Source organism: Variovorax sp. YR216 (assembly GCF_900107745.1).
In the GTDB taxonomy this organism is placed as follows: Bacteria; Pseudomonadota; Gammaproteobacteria; order Burkholderiales; family Burkholderiaceae_C; genus Variovorax.
The window spans coordinates 101669-119285 of record NZ_FNRO01000001.1 but is presented as its reverse complement, the minus strand read 5'-3'; the positions used below and the strand labels follow the sequence as shown (position 1 = coordinate 119285).

Here is a 17617-nt window from a genome sequence, read left to right as displayed (position 1 = left end):
CATTTGTCAGCGCTTCGGCGCCGGCACGTCATCCGCCGGAGTTGCCGCGTGGTTGCGGCCGGTTAGCGCCGGCATCAGCTTCTTGTCGGCCAGCGTCTTGTTGATCTCGATGCCTTGCCGGTAGTAGTCCTCCGCAATCACGGGGTCCGGCGAGCGCATGGCGAGCCACAGGGTCACGAAACTCGCCACCACCACCACCGCCGGGCCGGCCAGGACCATCCACAGCAGAGGGAAGCGCCACCAGGGTTCGGTCCGGGTCACTTCGTTCGTCTTCGTTGCGTTCATCGACATCTCCTTGACCGGCATCACCGGGGAACCATGAAGGTGGCCTTCTCGGACACCTGCGCTGCGCCCTCGGCCGCGCGCACATCGAAATAGACCGGATGCGAGCCTGGCTCCGCGGAGCCATACGGCAGTTGCAGGCGGACCGCAACCCAGCGCGATTGCGCAGGCCCGACTTCCACAGGCTGCTCGGGCAAGGCATGCAATCCCTCGAGGCCGCGCGCCTCGATGAGGTAGTGCTGCGTCTTTTCGGTCGCGTTCATGAGCTGCAGGCGGTACACGTTTTCGATGCGCCCACCTTCGGCGATGCGTGCCAGGGTGCCGCGGTCGCGCACCACGTCCACCTTGAGCGGCGTGCGCGTGACCAGGCTGGCCAGCAGGCCGATGCTGAGCGCGACGAGGACGCCGCTGTAGATCAGCACCCGCGGTCGCAGCACGCGCCGCAGTACCTGCCGCGGTGACCAGTTCCCCGCCATGCCGTTCTGCGTGGCGTAGCGGATCAACCCGCGCGGCGAGGCGAGTTTGTCCATCACCGTGTTGCAGGCGTCCACGCAAAGGCCGCAGCCGATGCATTCGTATTGCAGTCCCTGACGGATGTCGATGCCGGTCGGGCACACCTGCACGCACAGCGAGCAGTCGATGCAGTCGCCCTGCCCCAGCGCGCGGGCATCCGTGCCCTTGGCCCGCACGCCGCGAGGCTCGCCGCGGCCGGCGTCATAGCTCACGATCAACGTGTCGCGATCGAACATCGCACTCTGGAAGCGCGCGTACGGGCACATGTACTTGCAGACCTGCTCGCGCATGAAGCCGGCATTGCCGTAGGTGGCGAAGCCGTAGAACAGCACCCAGAAGACTTCCCAGCCGGTCATGCGCGTCTGCAGGAAGGCCATGCCCAGATCGCGGATCGGCGTGAAATAGCCGACGAAGCTGAAGCCGGTCCACAGCGCAATGCCGAGCCACACCACGTGCTTGAACCACTTCTTGACCAGCTTTTCGATCGACAGGTCGCCGTCGTCCAGCCGCATGCGCGCGGTGCGGTTGCCTTCGATCTTCTGCTCGATCCACAGGAAGATCTCCGAATAGACCGTCTGCGGACAGGTGTAGCCGCACCAGAGGCGCCCGGCCACCGCGGTGAACAGGAACAGCGAGAGCGCAGAGATGACCAGCAGCCCGGTCAGGTAGATCAGGTCCTGCGGGTACAGCACGAGCCCGAAGATGTAGAAGCGGCGCGAAGCCAGGTCGAAAAGCACCGCTTGCCGCTGCCCCCATTCGAGCCACGGCATGCCGTAGAAGACGAGCTGGGTTGCGAACACCATCACCCAGCGCCAGCGCGCGAAGACACCGTCGATGGAGCGCGGGTAGACCTTCTTGTGGGCCTCGTAGAGGCCCACGTTCTTCTCGGCCGCCGCGATCGGGATCACGCGGCGCGGTCTCGGCACGGAGTCCGGCACGTCGAAGTCCTCAGGGTGCGCCGGCAACAGGGGACTTGCCGTTCGACAACCCCCACACGTAGGCGGTCAGCACATGGATCTGCGCCTCCGTCAGGCGGCCCTGCTGCGCCGGCATCTGGTTGGTCTTGCCGGTGTTGATCATCTGGATGATCGCTTCCAGACCGTAGCCGTGCAGCCAGATCCGGTCCGACAGGTTGGGCGCACCCACCGCCGTGTTGCCAACGCCGCCGATGCCATGGCAGGACGCACAGACGGTGAACTTGCTCTTTCCGAGCCCGGCGCGCACCGAGTCGTGCGGACTGCCCGAGAGACTCAGCACGTAGTTGGCGAGGTTCTTCACATCCTCCGGCGTGCCGACCGCCTCGGCCATCGGCGGCATCACGCCGATGCGGCCGAGCGTGATCGATTCCTTGATCTTCTCGGGCGTGCCGCCATGCAGCCAGTCGTTGTCCGTGAGGTTCGGAAAACCCTTGCCGCCGCGCGCATCGGAGCCATGGCACTGCGCGCAGTTATTGAGGAAGAGGCGCTCGCCGATGGCCATCGCCCCCGGATCCGTCGCGACCTTCTCCACCGGCAGTGCCGTATAGGCGGCATAGACCGGCTCGAGTTCGCGGTTGGCCTTCGCGAGGTCCTTGGTGTATTCGCCATCGGTGCTCCATTCGAGCCGGCCCTTGTAGCTCCCCAGCCCCGGGAAGACGAAGAGGTAGCCCAGCCCGAAGACGATGGTCAGCACGAACAGGCCCACCCACCAGCGCGGCATCGGGTTGTTCATCTCGCGCAGGTCCTCGTCCCAGACGTGGCCGGTGGTGTTGTCTTCGCTGGCCGGCGTCTTGGCGCGTGCGGTGATCCACAGAAGCAGCAGGCACGCAACGATGCTTGCGACGGTGGCGATCGCGACGTAGTGCGACCAGAAATCGTGAATGAAATCGCTCATGGTGTCAGTCCTGCTCGAAGGGCAAGCGGGCCGCGGCCTCGAAGGCCGCGGCGCGGCGGCGCGAATAGGCCCACACGAGGATGCCAATGAAGGTCGCGAAAGAAGCCAGCGTGGCTGCGATGCGCAAGGTGGTGACGTCGAAGTCCATCGTGTGCCCTTTCACTTGAGCGCGAGGCCCAGCGATTGCAGATACGCCACCAGCGCATCCAGTTCTGTCTTGCCCTTGACCTCGCCCGGCGCGGCGGCGATCTGCTCGTCGGTGAACGGCACGCCGACCCGGCGCAAGGCGCGCATGTGGTCCGCGGCATCGGACGGCGTGACCTGCGTCTTCTCGAGCCACGGGTACGCGGGCATGTTCGATTCGGGCACTACGTCGCGCGGGTTGTTCAGGTGGATGCGGTGCCACTCGTCGCTGTAGCGGCCGCCCACGCGCTGCAGGTCGGGGCCCGTGCGCTTGCTGCCCCACTGGAAGGGATGGTCGTAGACGAATTCACCTGCCACCGAGTAGTGGCCGTAGCGCAGCGTCTCCGCGCGGAACGGTCGGATCATCTGCGAGTGACAGTTGTAGCAACCCTCGCGCACGTACACGTCGCGGCCGAGCACCTGCAGTGCAGTGGGCGGCGTGAGGCCGGTGATCGGCTCGGTGGTCGACTTCTGGAAGAAGAGCGGAACGATTTCCACCAGGCCGCCGACGGCGACGACCAGGAGGATCAGCACGATCATCAGGAAGTTGTTGGTCTCGATCTTCTGATGCGAGAAGGTGGAGGGTTCGGGGGTGCGGGAGCTCATTGTTCTTTCCTCGATTCCTTCAGGCATGGGCCGCAGCAGGCAGGGGGATGCGAGCCCGCACCGAATGGCCTGCGCCGATCGTCATCACGACGTTCCACGCCATCACCAGCATGCCGGCGAGATACAGCACGCCGCCGATCAGGCGCACCACGTAGTAGGGATAGGTGGCCTTCACGCCTTCGACGAAGGTGTAGGTGAGCGTGCCGTCGGGATTGATGGAGCGCCACATCAGCCCCTGCATCACGCCGGCGATCCACATCGCGGCGATGTAGAGCACGATGCCTACGGTCGACATCCAGAAATGCAGCTCGATCGCCTTCATGCTGTACATCTCGGTGCGGTTGTACAGGCGCGGGATCAGATAGTAGAGCGATCCCATCGTGATGAGGCCGACCCAGCCGAGCGCGCCGGCGTGCACGTGGCCGATGGTCCAGTCGGTGTAGTGCGACAGCGCGTTCACCGTCTTCACCGACATCATCGGGCCCTCGAAGGTCGCCATGCCGTAGAACGACAGCGCCACGATCAGGAAGCGGATGATCGGGTCGGTGCGCAGCTTGTGCCATGCGCCCGAGAGCGTCATGATCCCGTTGATCATCCCGCCCCAGCTCGGCGCGAGCAGGATCAGCGAGAACACCATGCCGATCGATTGCGTCCAGTCGGGCAGCGCGGTGTAGTGCAGATGGTGCGGGCCCGCCCACATGTAGGTGAAGATGAGCGCCCAGAAGTGCACGATCGACAGCCGGTACGAATACACCGGCCGGCCCGCCTGCTTGGGGATGTAGTAGTACATCATCCCGAGGAAGCCCGCGGTCAGGAAGAAGCCCACCGCGTTGTGGCCGTACCACCACTGCACCATCGCGTCCTGCACGCCGGCGTAGGCCGAGTAGCTCTTCATCCAGCCGGCGGGAACGGCCGCGCTGTTGACGATGTGCAGCAAGGCGACCGCGATGATGAACGCACCGTAGAACCAGTTGGCCACGTAGATGTGCCTCACCTTGCGGATCCCGATCGTGCCGAAGAACACGATCGCATAGGCCACCCACACCACCGCGATCAGGATGTCGATCGGCCATTCGAGCTCGGCGTATTCCTTGCCGCTGGTGTAGCCCAGCGGCAGGCTGATGGCGGCGGCCACGATCACCGCCTGCCAGCCCCAGAACACGAAGGAGGCCAGGGCCGGTGCAAAGAGCCGGACCTGACAGGTGCGCTGCACCACGTGGAAGCTCGTCGCCATCAGCGCGCATCCGCCGAACGCGAAGATCACCGCATTGGTGTGCAGCGGACGCAGCCGGCCGTAGCTGAGCCACGGGATGCCGAAGTTGAGCTCGGGCCACGCCAGCTGCGAGGCAATGACCACGCCGACGAGCATGCCCACCACACCCCAGACCACCGACATGATGGCGAACTGCCGCACCGCGGTATCGCTGTAGACCGCTGCGGGTGGATTCGGAGATTGCATCATCGGACCTCTGTTCTTGAAACTCTTATGGAACTCGTCCGAGTTTCCAAGTGGCTCGCAAGAGCGAAATTGATGCAGATCAATCGTTGCGCAGAATGCGCTCGCCCTCGTGGTCGACGTTGTCGAACTGACCACAGTGCACCGCCCACCAGAGCCCGCCGAGGATCATCAGCACGAGCACCACGGAGAACGGGATGAGCAGAAAGAGAATGTCCATCGGGATCAGGCGCCGGGCTGCGGCGCGACATGCGCGAGTCGCGCCGCGTTGAGCACCACGAACAGCGAGCTGGCCGCCATGCCGAGCCCTGCGAGCCAAGGCGGGAGCCAACCCGCCAGCGCCAGCGGCACGCACAACGCGTTGTAGCCGCCAGCCCACCAGAGGTTCTGCCGCACCACCCGCAAGGTGCGCTTCGCCTGGGCGATCGTCCGCACGATGGCCGAGAGCTCGCCGCCCATCACGATGAAATCCGCGCGTGCCTGGGTCAGGGGCACCGCGTGCCCGAATGCGAAGGACGCATCGGCCTGCGCGATCACCGGGCCATCGTTGAGGCCATCGCCGACCATCACGACGCGATGACCCTGCGCCTGCCATTGCCGCATGACACGAAGCTTCTCTTCCGGGAGGCAATCGCCGTGCGCATCGCGGATGCCCGCGCGCTGCGCGACCTCCTTGGCCGCCGTGTCGCGATCGCCTGACAGAAGCTGCACCGACAGGCCTTGCGCCTCCAGATCGGCCACGGCCGATGCGGCATCCGCGCGCAGATCCTCGGCCAGAACGAAGCTGGCGACCCAGCCGTCCTCATCCGCGAGATGGACCTGCATCGCACCCGACTGCAAGGACTCGACGCCGCAGAAGGCCGCTGCGCCCAGCCGGGCGACTCGCACCTTGCCTCCTGCGTCGCCCCGGCGACGCAGGAGGCCGGCGATCCCCTCTCCGGCGTATTCCTTCCCTTCCACCAGTTCCCACGACGGCGGTGAGCGGAACTGCCCGTTCCACGCATTCACCAGCGCGCGCGACGCCGGATGCAGCGACTGCGCAGCCAATGCAGCGGCAAGCTCGACCGCATCGCCGGGCCGCAGTCCCTTGCGGCAATAGACGCGCTCCAATCGCGGCACGTCGCGCGTGAGCGTTCCGGTCTTGTCGAACACCACGGTGTCGGCCGAAGCCAGCGTCTCGAGCGCCTGCAGGTTGTGCACCATCACGCCGTGACGGGCGAGCGAGCCAGCGCTCGCGAGCATCGCCGCGGGCGTCGCCAGCGACAGCGCACAAGGGCATGTGACGATCAACACCGAGACCGCCACCATCAGCGCCTTGCCCGAATCGATGTGCCACCACAATGCCGCCGCGAGCGCCGCCGCCACAAGAACCGCGAACAGGAAAGGCCGCGCGGCGCGATCGGCCAACTGTGCCAGGCGCGGCTTCTGCAACGAGGCACTTTCCATCAGTGCGACGATCTGCGCGAAGCGCGTGCCCTGCCCGATCGATTCGATCCGCACCCTTACCGCCGACGCGATGTTGTGGCTGCCCGCCAGCACCCGGTCCCCGCAAGGGCGCGGCACGGGGCGCGATTCGCCGGTCAGCAATGCTTCGTCGGCGGTGGTGTCTCCTGCGATCACGACACCATCCGCAGGGAAAGCCTCTCCCGGCAACACACGAATCACGTCGCCCACGGCCAGCCGGCGAACCGAAACACGCCTGAAGACGCCGCCTTCGCCGAGACGCTCGACACTGTCCGGCAGCCGGTTCATCAGCGCTTCGAGCGCGCCGGCAGTACGGTCGCGCAGCCGCGTCTCCAGCCAACGGCCGGTGAGCAGGAAGAACACGAACATCGTGAGCGAATCGAAATACACCTCGTGGCCGAGCGCGCCCCCGGCGTCGAAGGTCGCGGCGGTGCTCACGACGAAGGCGATCGCGATGCCGAGCGACACCGGCAGGTCCATGCCGATGCGGCGCGCGCGCAAATCACGCCAGGCGCTGCGGAAGAACGGCCCGCAGGAGAACAGCATCACAGGCAGCGTAAGCACCCAGGAAGCCCATCGCAGGAGCTGGGCCGCATCGGCCGACATGTCGCCGGGCTGCGCGATGTACGCGGGATAGGCATACATCATCACCTGCATCATGCAGAAGCCCGCGACAAGCCAGCGCCAGAGCGCTAGCCGGGCTTCGCGGGAGCGTCTACCACGTGCGGATACATCGCCCGCCGGTACCAGCGCGTAGCCGGCGACGGCCGATGCTTCGAACCAGCGCGACGGCTTGACGGCGGCGGCAGACCAGACGATGCGCGCCCGATGGCTGGCCGCGTTCACCTCCACGCGCTCGACACCGGGAATGCGACCCACGGCCTCTTCGACCGAAAGCGCACACGCCGCGCAATGCATGCCCTCGACGACCACCTGCGATTCCCATCGACCGCCCGCCTCGTCGCCATCGAGCAGGCGGCCGAACACCGGCCACTCGGCGGGATCGTCGAGCAGCGACCAGTCGGGCTGCGTTGCCGACTGATCGGGAGCATCGTGGAAGGAACGCGCGGCCGGGCCGTGCGCGAGCGCAGCTTGCATGCGACAAGGCTAGCGACGCGCCTTCGCCGCGGCTTTGATCCACGTCAAGACCGCGAGGCGTCCAAATGAAAAAGCGCCTCGCGGCAGATACCGCGAGGCGCTCTTCCCGAAAACTTCCGGCGCCGAAACTTACTTCGACTCTTTCTTGTAGTTCGCGATGCCGTCCACGATTTCCTTCTTCGCGGCATCGACGCCTTCCCAGCCGAGCACCTTGACCCACTTGCCGGCTTCGAGGTCCTTGTAGTGCTCGAAGAAGTGCGTGATGGCCTTCAGGCGCATCGGATTGACGTCCTCGACCTTCTTCCAGTGGCTGTAGATGGGCAGCACCTTATCGGTAGGCACCGCCAGCACCTTGCCGTCGACGCCTGCTTCGTCTTCCATCATCAGGATACCGAGCGGGCGGCATGGCACCACCACGCCGGGGACCAGCGCATAGGGCGTGATGACCAGCACGTCGACCGGGTCGCCGTCGCCCGAGAGCGTCTGCGGCACGTAGCCGTAGTTCGTCGGGTAGTGCATGGCGGTGGTCATGAAGCGGTCGACGAAGATCGCGCCCGATTCCTTGTCGACTTCGTACTTGATCGGATCGGCGTTCATCGGAATTTCGATGACGACGTTGAAGGCTTCGGGAGTGTCTTTGCCGGGGGAAACTTTGCCGAGGGACATGGTCTGGCTTCGTAGTTTGAAAGTGTTAGTGGGATGCGGAAAAACCCGAAGTTTACTTTCCATGTCACGGACCGGTCGCACAGAACCGCGGATTTGCCTGTAAATTGCCCTCGTTGGCCAATCGTTCCCAGCCGTCAAGGCACCGGGGCCTCGAGGAAGCAACGCGACGGAAGCACTGACCCGTACGCGTTGCGCACAGGGTCCGGCCTACGTCTCCATCAAGTTTGACGAACTACTGGAGAAGCAACGCATGACTGGCAACACCCCACTCGTCCTCGCCATCGTCTGCGGCCTCGTGGCCGTAGCCTATGGCTTCTGGGCACGCAGTTGGATCCTCTCGAAAGACGCGGGCAACGCACGAATGCAGGAGATCGCCGCGGCGATCCAGACTGGCGCGGCGGCCTATCTCGCAAAGCAGTACCGCACCATCGCGATCGTCGGTGTGGTGCTCGCGATACTCATCGGCATCTTCCTCGACGGAACCACGGCCGTCGGCTTCGTGGTCGGCGCAGTGCTCTCGGGCGCCTGCGGCTTCATCGGCATGAATGTGTCGGTCCGCGCCAATGTGCGCACGGCGCAGGCTGCCACGCAGGGCATCGGCCCGGCGCTCGACGTCGCGTTCCGTGGCGGAGCGATCACCGGCATGCTGGTGGTCGGCCTCGGCCTGCTGGGCGTCACGGCCTTCTACTGGTTTCTCGCAGGCAACGGCGTATTGACGCCGGACAAGAAGCTTTCCACAGTCCTCAATCCGCTGATCGGCTTCGCCTTCGGCTCATCGCTGATCTCGATCTTCGCGCGACTCGGCGGCGGCATCTTCACCAAGGGCGCCGACGTGGGCGCGGACCTCGTCGGCAAGGTGGAAGCCGGCATCCCCGAAGACGATCCGCGCAACCCCGCCGTGATCGCCGACAACGTGGGCGACAACGTCGGCGACTGCGCCGGCATGGCCGCCGACCTGTTCGAGACCTACGCGGTGACGCTGATCGCGACCATGGTGCTGGGCGCGCTGATGGTTGCGTCGGCGCCGGTCAATGCGGTGATGTACCCGCTCGCGCTCGGCGCCGTATCGATCATCGCGTCGATCATCGGCTGCTTCTTCGTGAAGGCGAAGCCGGGCATGGTCAACGTGATGCCGGCGCTCTACAAGGGCCTCGCGGTGGCGGGCATCCTGTCACTGATCGCGTTCTGGTTCGTGACCGCATGGCTGATCCCGGACAACGCGATCGCCGCGACCGGCAGCCAGCTCAAGCTCTTCGGCGCGTGCTTCGTGGGTCTTGCGCTCACCGCTGCGCTGGTGTGGATCACCGAGTTCTACACCGGCACGCAGTACTCGCCGGTGCGGCACATCGCGCAGGCATCGACCACGGGTCACGGCACGAACATCATCGCGGGCCTCGGCGTGTCGATGCGCTCGACCGCCTGGCCGGTGATCTTCGTGTGTATCGCGATCATCGTGTCGTACACGCTCGCGGGCCTCTATGGCATCGCAGTCGCTGCCACCTCGATGCTGAGCATGGCCGGCATCGTGGTCGCACTCGACGCCTATGGCCCGATCACCGACAACGCCGGCGGCATCGCCGAGATGTCGGAAATGCCTGCGTCGGTGCGCGACATCACCGATCCGCTCGACGCCGTGGGCAATACCACCAAGGCGGTGACCAAGGGCTACGCGATCGGCTCGGCGGGCCTGGCCTCGTTGGTACTCTTTGCCGACTACACACACAAGCTCGAGAGCTTCGGGCAGGAAATCAGCTTCAACTTGAGCGATCCGATGGTGATCGTGGGCCTTTTCATCGGTGGCCTGATTCCCTACCTCTTCGGCGCAATGGCGATGGAAGCCGTGGGCCGCGCGGCCGGTTCGGTGGTCGAAGAGGTCCGCCGCCAGTTCCGCGAAATCCCCGGCATCATGGAAGGCACCGGCAAGCCCGAATACGGCCGCGCCGTGAGCATGCTGACCGGCGCGGCGATCAAGGAAATGATGATTCCGTCGCTGCTGCCGGTGGTCGTGCCGATCCTGGTCGGCCTGCTGCTCGGCCCCAAGGCGCTCGGCGGGCTGCTGATGGGCACCATCGTCACCGGCCTCTTCGTCGCGATCTCGATGTGCACCGGCGGCGGCGCATGGGACAACGCCAAGAAGTACATCGAGGACGGTCACCACGGCGGCAAGGGCTCGGAGGCGCACAAGGCGGCGGTGACCGGCGATACGGTCGGCGACCCGTACAAGGACACAGCCGGCCCGGCGGTGAATCCGCTGATCAAGATCATCAACATCGTGGCGCTGCTCATCGTGCCGCTGGTGGTCAAGTTCCATGCCGGCGATGTCGGTGCGCATGCTGCGCCTGCGCCGACACCGGTGACCGCGCCGGCAGCGTCTGTCGCGCCCCAAGCCGCGGCGCCCGCACCGGCGGCGCCCGTGGCCGCCGCAGACGGCAGCGCATCGAAATGAAGGTGCGATAGAAAGAAAAAAGTCCCGCACCGACCGGTGCGGGACTTTGTGGGAACGACTGCGATCAGTTCAGGCTGACAGTGCGCGAAGGCTCGCTGCGCAGCGGTACACCTTGCAGGGTGTCGAAGTCGGACGAGGCCTCGGGCGGACGCATCTGCATTTCCTCGAGCTCGTGCAGGGACTGCACCCAACGGCCCGCCGCCGATTCCGCCGGCTCGTCGTTGGTGAAGATGCCGTCGCGGATGTAGAAGACTTCGCCGGGCGGGCGTTCCATGTGCAGTTCGATCAGGCGCGCGATCGGGAAGGTGTAGGTCACCAGCTTTTCCTTCGTCTTGCGGTCCTTGGCGCCGCAATTGAAGTAGCCCTCCGACGCGATGACGATGCACGAGCCGTCGACCTGGCTGTCGATGTCGCTGCCGTAGCGCCACACCGCCGAAGGCAGGCGCACCCGGACCTTGTCGATCACCAGATCGCGCTGCTTGTTGAGCGAGTTGAGCGGCGGCACCAGCGAACGCAGTTGCTTCAGGCGTTCCGCGAAGTTGTCGTCCATCACGAACTCGACGTGATGCGTCGATCCGCCGGAGCGCTTGACGACTTGCATGATGACGTGGCGTTGTCGGCTCACGGGGCCCGTCCTTTCGCGTTCGATCGACATAGACCCGGGGCCTCGCCGGCCTTTGAATTCTTCGGGATCATTGAATCGATCATCAATTAAAACTTTGGTATTGATGCAATTCACATCAATTGTTTCTAACTGTAGATCGATTTTTCCCGATTTGATAGGCGGTATGAAGTACTAAATTCAGCGCGCCGAATAGGCCCTTTCGTGAAGCAAATCACGCGGGCCAGGGATTCAGCTGCCTCCGCCGCTGGCGACGAGCTCGTCGAGTGCCTTGCAGGACGGGGCGCAAACCGTCTGGGCCTTGCCCAGCAGCTGGCGCGTACGCAATTGCGAGCGAACGCGATGCTTGCCGCACATGAAGCACGACATCGTCGCGCCGCTGAAGGAGGCGGAAGCACGGAACGGCGAACCCGGCGCCTTCGCCTTGTAGCGCAGCCCGTCGGCCACCACGGTGGTCTTGACGTCGGCTTTACTCATGCGCGGTCTCCGGGCCACGGCCCATGGCGCGCTCGATGGCGTTCCTGGCGGCCAATTCGGCGGTCAACGAGGCATCCAGCCCCGAACGGCACAGGCCCGCGTGCTGGTAGTTGATGTTCTCGTACACCTCAGCCGCAGCCGGATAGGCATCCAGCAGTTGACCGAGCTGGGCGCCCGGTTCCACATCGCGGAACTCGTCGACCAGATGCATGACGACGGAGCGGTATTGCTCGGCGCCGACCGGCACGGCGCTGTGCTCAAGCCGCTCGAGGAGCTGCGCCAGGACGTGCGTCACCGCCAGATCGGTCTTGTGAGCAGGGGTGTTGGTAGCGTTCATGCGAAGCATGTGGGGCGCCACCGGGAGATTGCAAGGGGGAGGAAGCGACAGGAGCATCCCGGGATTACAACAGCATTTCCGGAACGATCGGCGCCACCAGGGTGTTGTAGAAGCGCTGGAAAAACCCTGCTTCCGGCTCCGAGGTCAGGATCATTTCCTTTTCCCCGTCCGTCGTCAGCCATTGCAATGCCCCGGTTTCGCCATCCAGCCGCAGCCGATAGGAATTCTGGAATTTGCTGATGTTGATGACACGCAGCATTTCGCGCGCGAGCTGCGGGCTGTCGACGACGACGCCCATTTCCGTGTTTTGCGTTGCCGAGCGTGGATCGAGGTTCATCGAGCCAACGAAGATGCGCTCTTTGTCGATCGCCGCCGTCTTCGCATGCAGCCTGCCCAGCGAATTGCCGAACATGCCCAGGCGCTTGTTGGCGGTGGTGCGTTCGGGGCTGAGCTCGTAGAGATCCGCGCCGCCGCGCAGCAGCCGTTCGCGATAGCGCGCATATCCGGTATGGACCAGCGGCTCGTCGTTGGCCGCCAGTGAATTGGTCAGCAGCGTCAGCTTGACCTTGCGCTGCATCAGGTCGTCGAAGGCCGCCATGCCCTTCTCGCCCGGCACCAGATAAGGCGAGGTCAGGTCCACCTCGGACTTCGCGTCGAGCAGCAGTCCCCAGACCTTCATCGTCACGCTGGTCGCGAGCGCCTCATCGGCCGACATGTACTTCGGCTTGCTCGGCGGATCGGCGATCGCATGCGCCTCGCCCCACAGCAAGCCCATGCGGCCGGCGTCGAGCTCCTCGGCGATCGGGCCGTAGCCCAGCACGTCGACCGGGGGGATTTCCAGCCTGGGCGGCAGCGCGGCCATGCCGATCCAGTCGTCGAAGTCCTGCGCCGTGGGTTTGCGCCCGCCCTCGCCCATCACGATGTCGTGGATCGGCCAGACCTGTTCGGCGTTCCAGAAGGCATCGAAGACGGCCTCCAGTTCAGCCACGACCTTGCCGACCACGAGCGCGTCCATGTCAATGAAGTTCTGTGCCTGGCTGAGGACGAAATATTCGTCGGCGATGTTGCGACCGCCGACCACCGCGGCCACTCCGTCGGCGATGAACAGCTTGTTGTGCATGCGGTGGTTGAGCCTGGGGATGTCCTGCGGCGACGCCGCGAAGCGCGACACGATGCCGCCGCGGCCACAGCAGAAGGGGTTGAAGAGCCGCACCTCCACGTTCGGCGTCTGCGCGAGCGCCAGCAGCGGCTGCTGGCTCTTGCTGGTGTAGAGGTCGTCCACCAGCACCCGCACCTTCACGCCGCGCGCACCGGCCTCGCGCAGCGCGCGCATCAGCAGGCGGCCGGTGGCGTCGTTCTCGAACTGGTAGTACTGCACCACGAGCGAACGCTGTGCGCGCTGCGCCAACTGGATGCGTGCATCGAGCGAATAGACGCCCAGGGGCATCAGGCGGAAGCCGGAGTGCTCGCCGGGCGGCGTCGAGGCCGTGACGATCTTCGCGAGCACGGTCGACGGATCCGGCGCGGCGGCGCGTTCATCCGGCCGCTCGGGCATCGTCGGCAGCGCGCCGCAAGCGGCGAGCGCGGCGATCACCCCCGACAAGATCACGGCGCCCAGAAAGCGGGCGAAAGCGAAAGCCTTGGACGTCATGTTCGGTCCCCCTTCTCTTCAAGTCGGCTGCCAATTGCATCAGCTCCTCGGTCCTAGAATTCGGAACGCCTTCCTCCGGGGTTACATCATGATGCTCCACACTTCCGTGCGCGCCGCGCTTTTTGCCCTGGCCGCCGCCGTGGCTCCGACAGCCTTCGCCGCGCTCGACATTGGCGATCCCGTCCCGAAGTTCATCGCCACTGCAGCACAGGGCGGCAAAGTCTTCAGTTATTCGCTCGCCGAGGCGCTCGCCAAAGGGCCGGTGGTGGTGTATTTCTTTCCGGCGGCCGACACCGCCGACTGCTCGATCGAGGCGCACGCGTTCGCCGAAGCCATCGACCAGTTCGCCGCCCTCGGCGCCACGGTGATCGGCATCTCGGCCGACGACATCGACACGCTGACCAAGTTCTCGGTCAGGTCCTGCCAAAGCCGCTTTCCAGTGGCGTCCGACCAATCCAAGGCCGTCATCCAGGGCTTCGACGCGGTGATGCAGACCCGGCCGGATTTCGCGAACCGGCTCTCGTACGTGGTCACGCCCAACGGCCGCGTCGCCTACTACTACCAGAACCTCAACCCCGACAAGCACGTGGAGCGCATGCTCAATGCGCTGCGCGCCCTGCCCCGCGCGACCGCCGCGCGGTGAGCGCTAAGATTTCCCCATGCAACTCAACTACATCGGCAACGAAAGCGTTGCCTCCTCGTCCGGCCGCACGCTGCCGGTGATCGACCCCTCCGACGGTCAGACCTTCGACGAACTGCAGCGCAGCAACGCGGCAGACATCGATGCCGCCGTAAAGGCTGCGCGTCATTGCTTCGAGACGAGCTGGCAGAAAGTCAGCGCCGCCGAGCGCGGACGCCTGCTCTACAAGCTCTCGCAGAAGATTGCGGCGCACACCGACGAACTCGCGCTGATCGAGCAGCGCGACTGCGGCAAGCCGGTCAAGCAGGCGCGCGCCGATGCACTGGCGCTGGTGCGCTACTTCGAGTTCTACGCCGGTGCGTGCGACAAGCTGCACGGCGAAACCATCCCCTACCAGGACGGCTACAGCGTGCTGACGTGGCGCGAGCCGCACGGCGTCACCGGCCACATCATTCCCTGGAACTACCCGATGCAGATCTTCGGGCGCAGCGTGGGTGGTGCACTGGCGGCCGGCAACGTCTGCGTGGTCAAGCCCTCCGAAGACGCGTGCCTGTCGCTGATCCGCGTGGCGCAACTGGCGGCCGAAGTCGGTTTTCCGCCCGGGGCGATCAACATCGTGACCGGCTACGGCCATGAAGTCGGCGACGCCCTGGCGCGGCACGAAGGCATCGACCACATCAGCTTCACCGGCAGCCCCACGGTGGGGACGATCATCCAGCAGGTGGCGGCCGAGCGGCATTGCCCGGTCACGCTCGAACTCGGCGGCAAGAGCCCGCAGATCGTCTTTGCCGACGCCGACCTGAACGCGGCCATTCCGGTACTGATCAACGCGATCGTGCAGAACGCGGGCCAGACCTGCTCGGCGGGCTCGCGCGTATTGATCCAGCAGGGCATCTACGAGCCGCTGCTGGAGCGCCTCGGGCACGCCTTCGAAGCGTTGCGCGTCGGCCCGGCGGCGATGGACCTCGATGTCGGCCCGCTGATCCGCCAGACGCAGCAGCAGCGCGTGTGGGATTTCCTCTCGGACGCCCAGGTCGCCGGCATCCCGATGGTCGGCCAGGGCACCGTGGTCGACGAAGCGCCCCAAAGCGGCTTCTACCAGGCACCAACCCTGCTGCGCGACGTGCCGGTCGACCACCGGCTCGCGCAGGAGGAAGTCTTCGGCCCGGTGCTCGCTGCGATGCGGTTCCATGACGAAGACGAAGCCGTCGCGCTCGCCAACGCCACGCGCTTCGGGCTGGTCGCCGGCATCTGGACCGAGAACGGCGCGCGCCAACTGCGCATGGCCAAGCGCGTGAAGAGCGGCCAGGTGTTCATCAACAACTACGGCGCCGGCGGCGGTGTCGAATTGCCCTTCGGCGGCGTCAAGTCCTCGGGCTACGGGCGCGAAAAGGGCTTCGAGGCACTCTACGGATTCACGACGCTGAAGACCGTCGCGATCCGTCACGGGTGATCTCGGGCTGCCTCTTCGCCTCAGGGTCAAGAGGTTTCGGCATGTCGCCGCTCGGGGGGATGGGTTAAATTGCCTCCCCCATGAGCCAGCATGTCGTCCCTGTTTCCGAAATCGGCCGCGCCCGTCCAGCGGCGGCGATGGCCGACCCTGCGGTGCCGGCCACCGGCGTGCTGCTCGACCGCCTCCAAAGGCCGCTGACCGACCTGCGCATCAGCGTCACCGACCGGTGCAACTTCCGCTGCAGCTACTGCATGCCGAAGGAAGTCTTCGACAAGGACTACCAGTACCTCCCGCACAGCGCACTGCTGAGCTTCGAGGAAATCACCCGGCTCGCCCGCCTCTTCGCGGCGCACGGCGTACACAAGATCCGGCTCACCGGCGGCGAGCCGCTGCTTCGCAAGAATCTCGAAGTGCTGATCGAGCAGCTCGCGGCCTTGCGCACGCCGGATGGCTTGCCGCTCGATCTCACGCTGACCACCAATGGCTCGCTGCTGGCCCGCAAGGCCCCGGCGCTCAAGGCAGCCGGGCTGCGCCGCGTCACGGTCAGTCTCGACGGCCTCGACGACGTCACCTTCCGCAGCATGAACGACGTGGACTTCCCGGTCGCCGAGGTCCTGGCCGGCATCGACGCGGCCAAGGCCGCGGGCCTCGGCCCGATCAAGGTGAACATGGTCGTCAAGCGCGGCACCAACGAGCAGGAGATCCTGCCGATGGCCCGCCACTTTCGCGGGACCGGCATCGTGCTGCGCTTCATCGAGTACATGGACGTCGGCGCCACCAACGGCTGGCGCATGGACGAGGTGCTGCCCTCCGCGGAGGTGGTGCGACGCATCGCGGAGGAATTCCCTCTTGTGCCCCTCGAAGCGACCGCGCAGGGTGAAACCGCCCAGCGCTGGTCCTACCAGGACGGCGGCGGCGAAGTCGGCGTGATCAGCAGCGTCACGCAGGCTTTCTGCCACGACTGCAATCGCGCGCGCCTGTCGACCGAAGGCAAGCTCTACCTGTGCCTCTTCGCGAATGCGGGCCATGATCTGCGCCCGCTCCTGCGCGGCGGCGCCAGCGATGAACAGATCACCTCGGCCATCGGCCACATCTGGCAAGGCCGGGCCGATCGCTATTCCGAACTTCGCGCACTGCGCGCACCCGACACCGACGGCGCCGCGCCGCGGCGGGTCGAAATGAGCTACATCGGCGGATGACCACCACACCCCCCATCGCCACCGGCGACATCACCGGCCTCGTGCTCGCGGGCGGTCGCGGCACCCGCATGGGCGGTGTCGACAAGGGCCTGCAGAACTTCAACGGCACGGCGCTCGCCATGCACGCCGTCATGCGGCTCGGCATGCAGGTCGGCGAGCTGATGATCAACGCCAACCGGAATCTCTCGGCCTATGAGTCGTTCGGCGTGCCGGTCTGGCCCGATGGACTGGCCGACTATGCAGGGCCGCTGGCAGGGTTCCTGACCGGGCTCGAGCATTGCGAGACGCCCTACCTCCTGACGGTGCCGTGCGACACGCCGCTTTTCCCGCTCGATCTGGCAAGCCGACTGGCTGAAGCGCTGGTCGCAAACGATGCGGAAATTGCCATGGTGTCGGCGCCCGAGCCCTCGGAAGAACCCGGCAGTGCCGCAGCCCTGCGCGCCCAGCCCGTGTTCTGCCTCCTGAACGCAACCCTGCTCGAAAGCCTCGTGCGCTTCACCCAGGCCGGCGGCCGGAAGATCGACAAATGGACCGCCCAGCATCGCACGGTGCTGGTGCCCTTCGACCAGCCCGGCGACGCGCCGGATGCGTTCTTCAATGCCAACACGCTGACCGAGCTGCATGCGCTCGAATCCCAGCGCAACTGATCCAT

18 protein-coding genes are annotated in these 17617 nt (G+C 65.6%); 5 read left to right on the top strand and 13 right to left on the bottom strand.

The window, feature by feature from the left end; translation table 11 throughout:
* Positions 1–6: 6 nt before the first annotated feature.
* From BLW05_RS00525 to ppa, 9 genes are all read right to left on the bottom strand, one after another.
* A complete protein-coding gene (locus BLW05_RS00525; RefSeq protein ID WP_093160328.1) occupies positions 7–285 on the bottom strand; it encodes a FixH family protein in 279 nt (92 codons plus the stop codon).
* A gap of 20 nt (positions 286–305) precedes the next feature.
* Entirely contained in the window at positions 306–1733 is a 1428-nt protein-coding gene (ccoG, locus tag BLW05_RS00520) for a cytochrome c oxidase accessory protein CcoG (RefSeq protein WP_093160325.1), read from the bottom strand.
* A 10-nt stretch (positions 1734–1743) separates the two neighbouring features.
* On the bottom strand, positions 1744–2667 hold the full coding sequence (gene ccoP, locus BLW05_RS00515; protein ID WP_093158351.1) for a cytochrome-c oxidase, cbb3-type subunit III: 924 nt from the start codon (positions 2665–2667) through the stop codon (positions 1744–1746).
* Positions 2668–2671: 4 nt separating this feature from the next.
* Entirely contained in the window at positions 2672–2815 is a 144-nt protein-coding gene (locus tag BLW05_RS00510; RefSeq protein WP_093158348.1) for a CcoQ/FixQ family Cbb3-type cytochrome c oxidase assembly chaperone, read from the bottom strand.
* Positions 2816–2826: 11 nt separating this feature from the next.
* Complete coding sequence (ccoO, locus tag BLW05_RS00505; protein ID WP_093158346.1) at positions 2827–3456, bottom strand: cytochrome-c oxidase, cbb3-type subunit II; 630 nt, start codon at positions 3454–3456, stop codon at positions 2827–2829.
* A 19-nt stretch (positions 3457–3475) separates the two neighbouring features.
* Positions 3476–4915, bottom strand: coding sequence for a cytochrome-c oxidase, cbb3-type subunit I (gene ccoN, locus BLW05_RS00500; protein ID WP_093160323.1), 1440 nt, complete (start codon positions 4913–4915; stop codon positions 3476–3478).
* Between the two features lie 79 nt (positions 4916–4994).
* On the bottom strand, positions 4995–5132 hold the full coding sequence (gene ccoS / locus BLW05_RS00495; protein WP_093158343.1) for a cbb3-type cytochrome oxidase assembly protein CcoS: 138 nt from the start codon (positions 5130–5132) through the stop codon (positions 4995–4997).
* A 5-nt stretch (positions 5133–5137) separates the two neighbouring features.
* Positions 5138–7474 carry a heavy metal translocating P-type ATPase gene (locus BLW05_RS00490; RefSeq protein ID WP_093158340.1) on the bottom strand — a complete coding sequence of 779 codons (2337 nt, stop codon included), beginning with the start codon at positions 7472–7474 and terminating at the stop codon, positions 5138–5140.
* A gap of 129 nt (positions 7475–7603) precedes the next feature.
* The gene (gene ppa, locus BLW05_RS00485) at positions 7604–8140 is read right to left on the bottom strand and encodes an inorganic diphosphatase (protein ID WP_093158338.1); all 537 of its coding nucleotides are present in this window, start codon (positions 8138–8140) and stop codon (positions 7604–7606) included.
* A 250-nt stretch (positions 8141–8390) separates the two neighbouring features.
* Here ppa and BLW05_RS00480 point away from each other — a divergent pair, with 250 nt between their 5' ends.
* Positions 8391–10586 (top strand): sodium-translocating pyrophosphatase, encoded by a 2196-nt coding sequence (locus BLW05_RS00480; RefSeq protein ID WP_093158335.1) that lies wholly within the window; start codon positions 8391–8393, stop codon positions 10584–10586.
* Between the two features lie 64 nt (positions 10587–10650).
* On the opposite strand, the gene BLW05_RS00475 is transcribed toward BLW05_RS00480, so the two are convergent.
* The 4 genes from BLW05_RS00475 to BLW05_RS00460 all read right to left on the bottom strand — a co-directional run bounded on the left by BLW05_RS00475 (position 10651) and on the right by BLW05_RS00460 (position 13529).
* The gene (locus BLW05_RS00475) at positions 10651–11211 is read right to left on the bottom strand and encodes a hypothetical protein (protein ID WP_093160320.1); all 561 of its coding nucleotides are present in this window, start codon (positions 11209–11211) and stop codon (positions 10651–10653) included.
* A gap of 228 nt (positions 11212–11439) precedes the next feature.
* Entirely contained in the window at positions 11440–11685 is a 246-nt protein-coding gene (locus BLW05_RS00470; protein WP_093158332.1) for a hypothetical protein, read from the bottom strand.
* A complete protein-coding gene (locus BLW05_RS00465; RefSeq protein WP_177142524.1) occupies positions 11678–12022 on the bottom strand; it encodes a hypothetical protein in 345 nt (114 codons plus the stop codon). Before BLW05_RS00465 ends, BLW05_RS00470 begins: the two co-directional genes overlap by 8 nt.
* Before the next feature lie 64 nt (positions 12023–12086).
* Positions 12087–13529, bottom strand: coding sequence for a phospholipase D family protein (locus BLW05_RS00460; RefSeq protein WP_256329933.1), 1443 nt, complete (start codon positions 13527–13529; stop codon positions 12087–12089).
* A 232-nt stretch (positions 13530–13761) separates the two neighbouring features.
* Here BLW05_RS00460 and BLW05_RS00455 point away from each other — a divergent pair, with 232 nt between their 5' ends.
* From BLW05_RS00455 to mobA, 4 genes are all read left to right on the top strand, one after another.
* On the top strand, positions 13762–14316 hold the full coding sequence (locus tag BLW05_RS00455; RefSeq protein ID WP_093158323.1) for a peroxiredoxin: 555 nt from the start codon (positions 13762–13764) through the stop codon (positions 14314–14316).
* 16 nt (positions 14317–14332) lie between these two features.
* Positions 14333–15766 carry an aldehyde dehydrogenase family protein gene (locus BLW05_RS00450; RefSeq protein WP_093158320.1) on the top strand — a complete coding sequence of 478 codons (1434 nt, stop codon included), beginning with the start codon at positions 14333–14335 and terminating at the stop codon, positions 15764–15766.
* An 80-nt stretch (positions 15767–15846) separates the two neighbouring features.
* A complete protein-coding gene (gene moaA, locus BLW05_RS00445; protein WP_093158318.1) occupies positions 15847–16965 on the top strand; it encodes a GTP 3',8-cyclase MoaA in 1119 nt (372 codons plus the stop codon).
* Positions 16962–17612, top strand: coding sequence for a molybdenum cofactor guanylyltransferase MobA (gene mobA / locus BLW05_RS00440; protein WP_093158315.1), 651 nt, complete (start codon positions 16962–16964; stop codon positions 17610–17612). Before moaA ends, mobA begins: the two co-directional genes overlap by 4 nt.
* Positions 17613–17617: the final 5 nt, after the last annotated feature.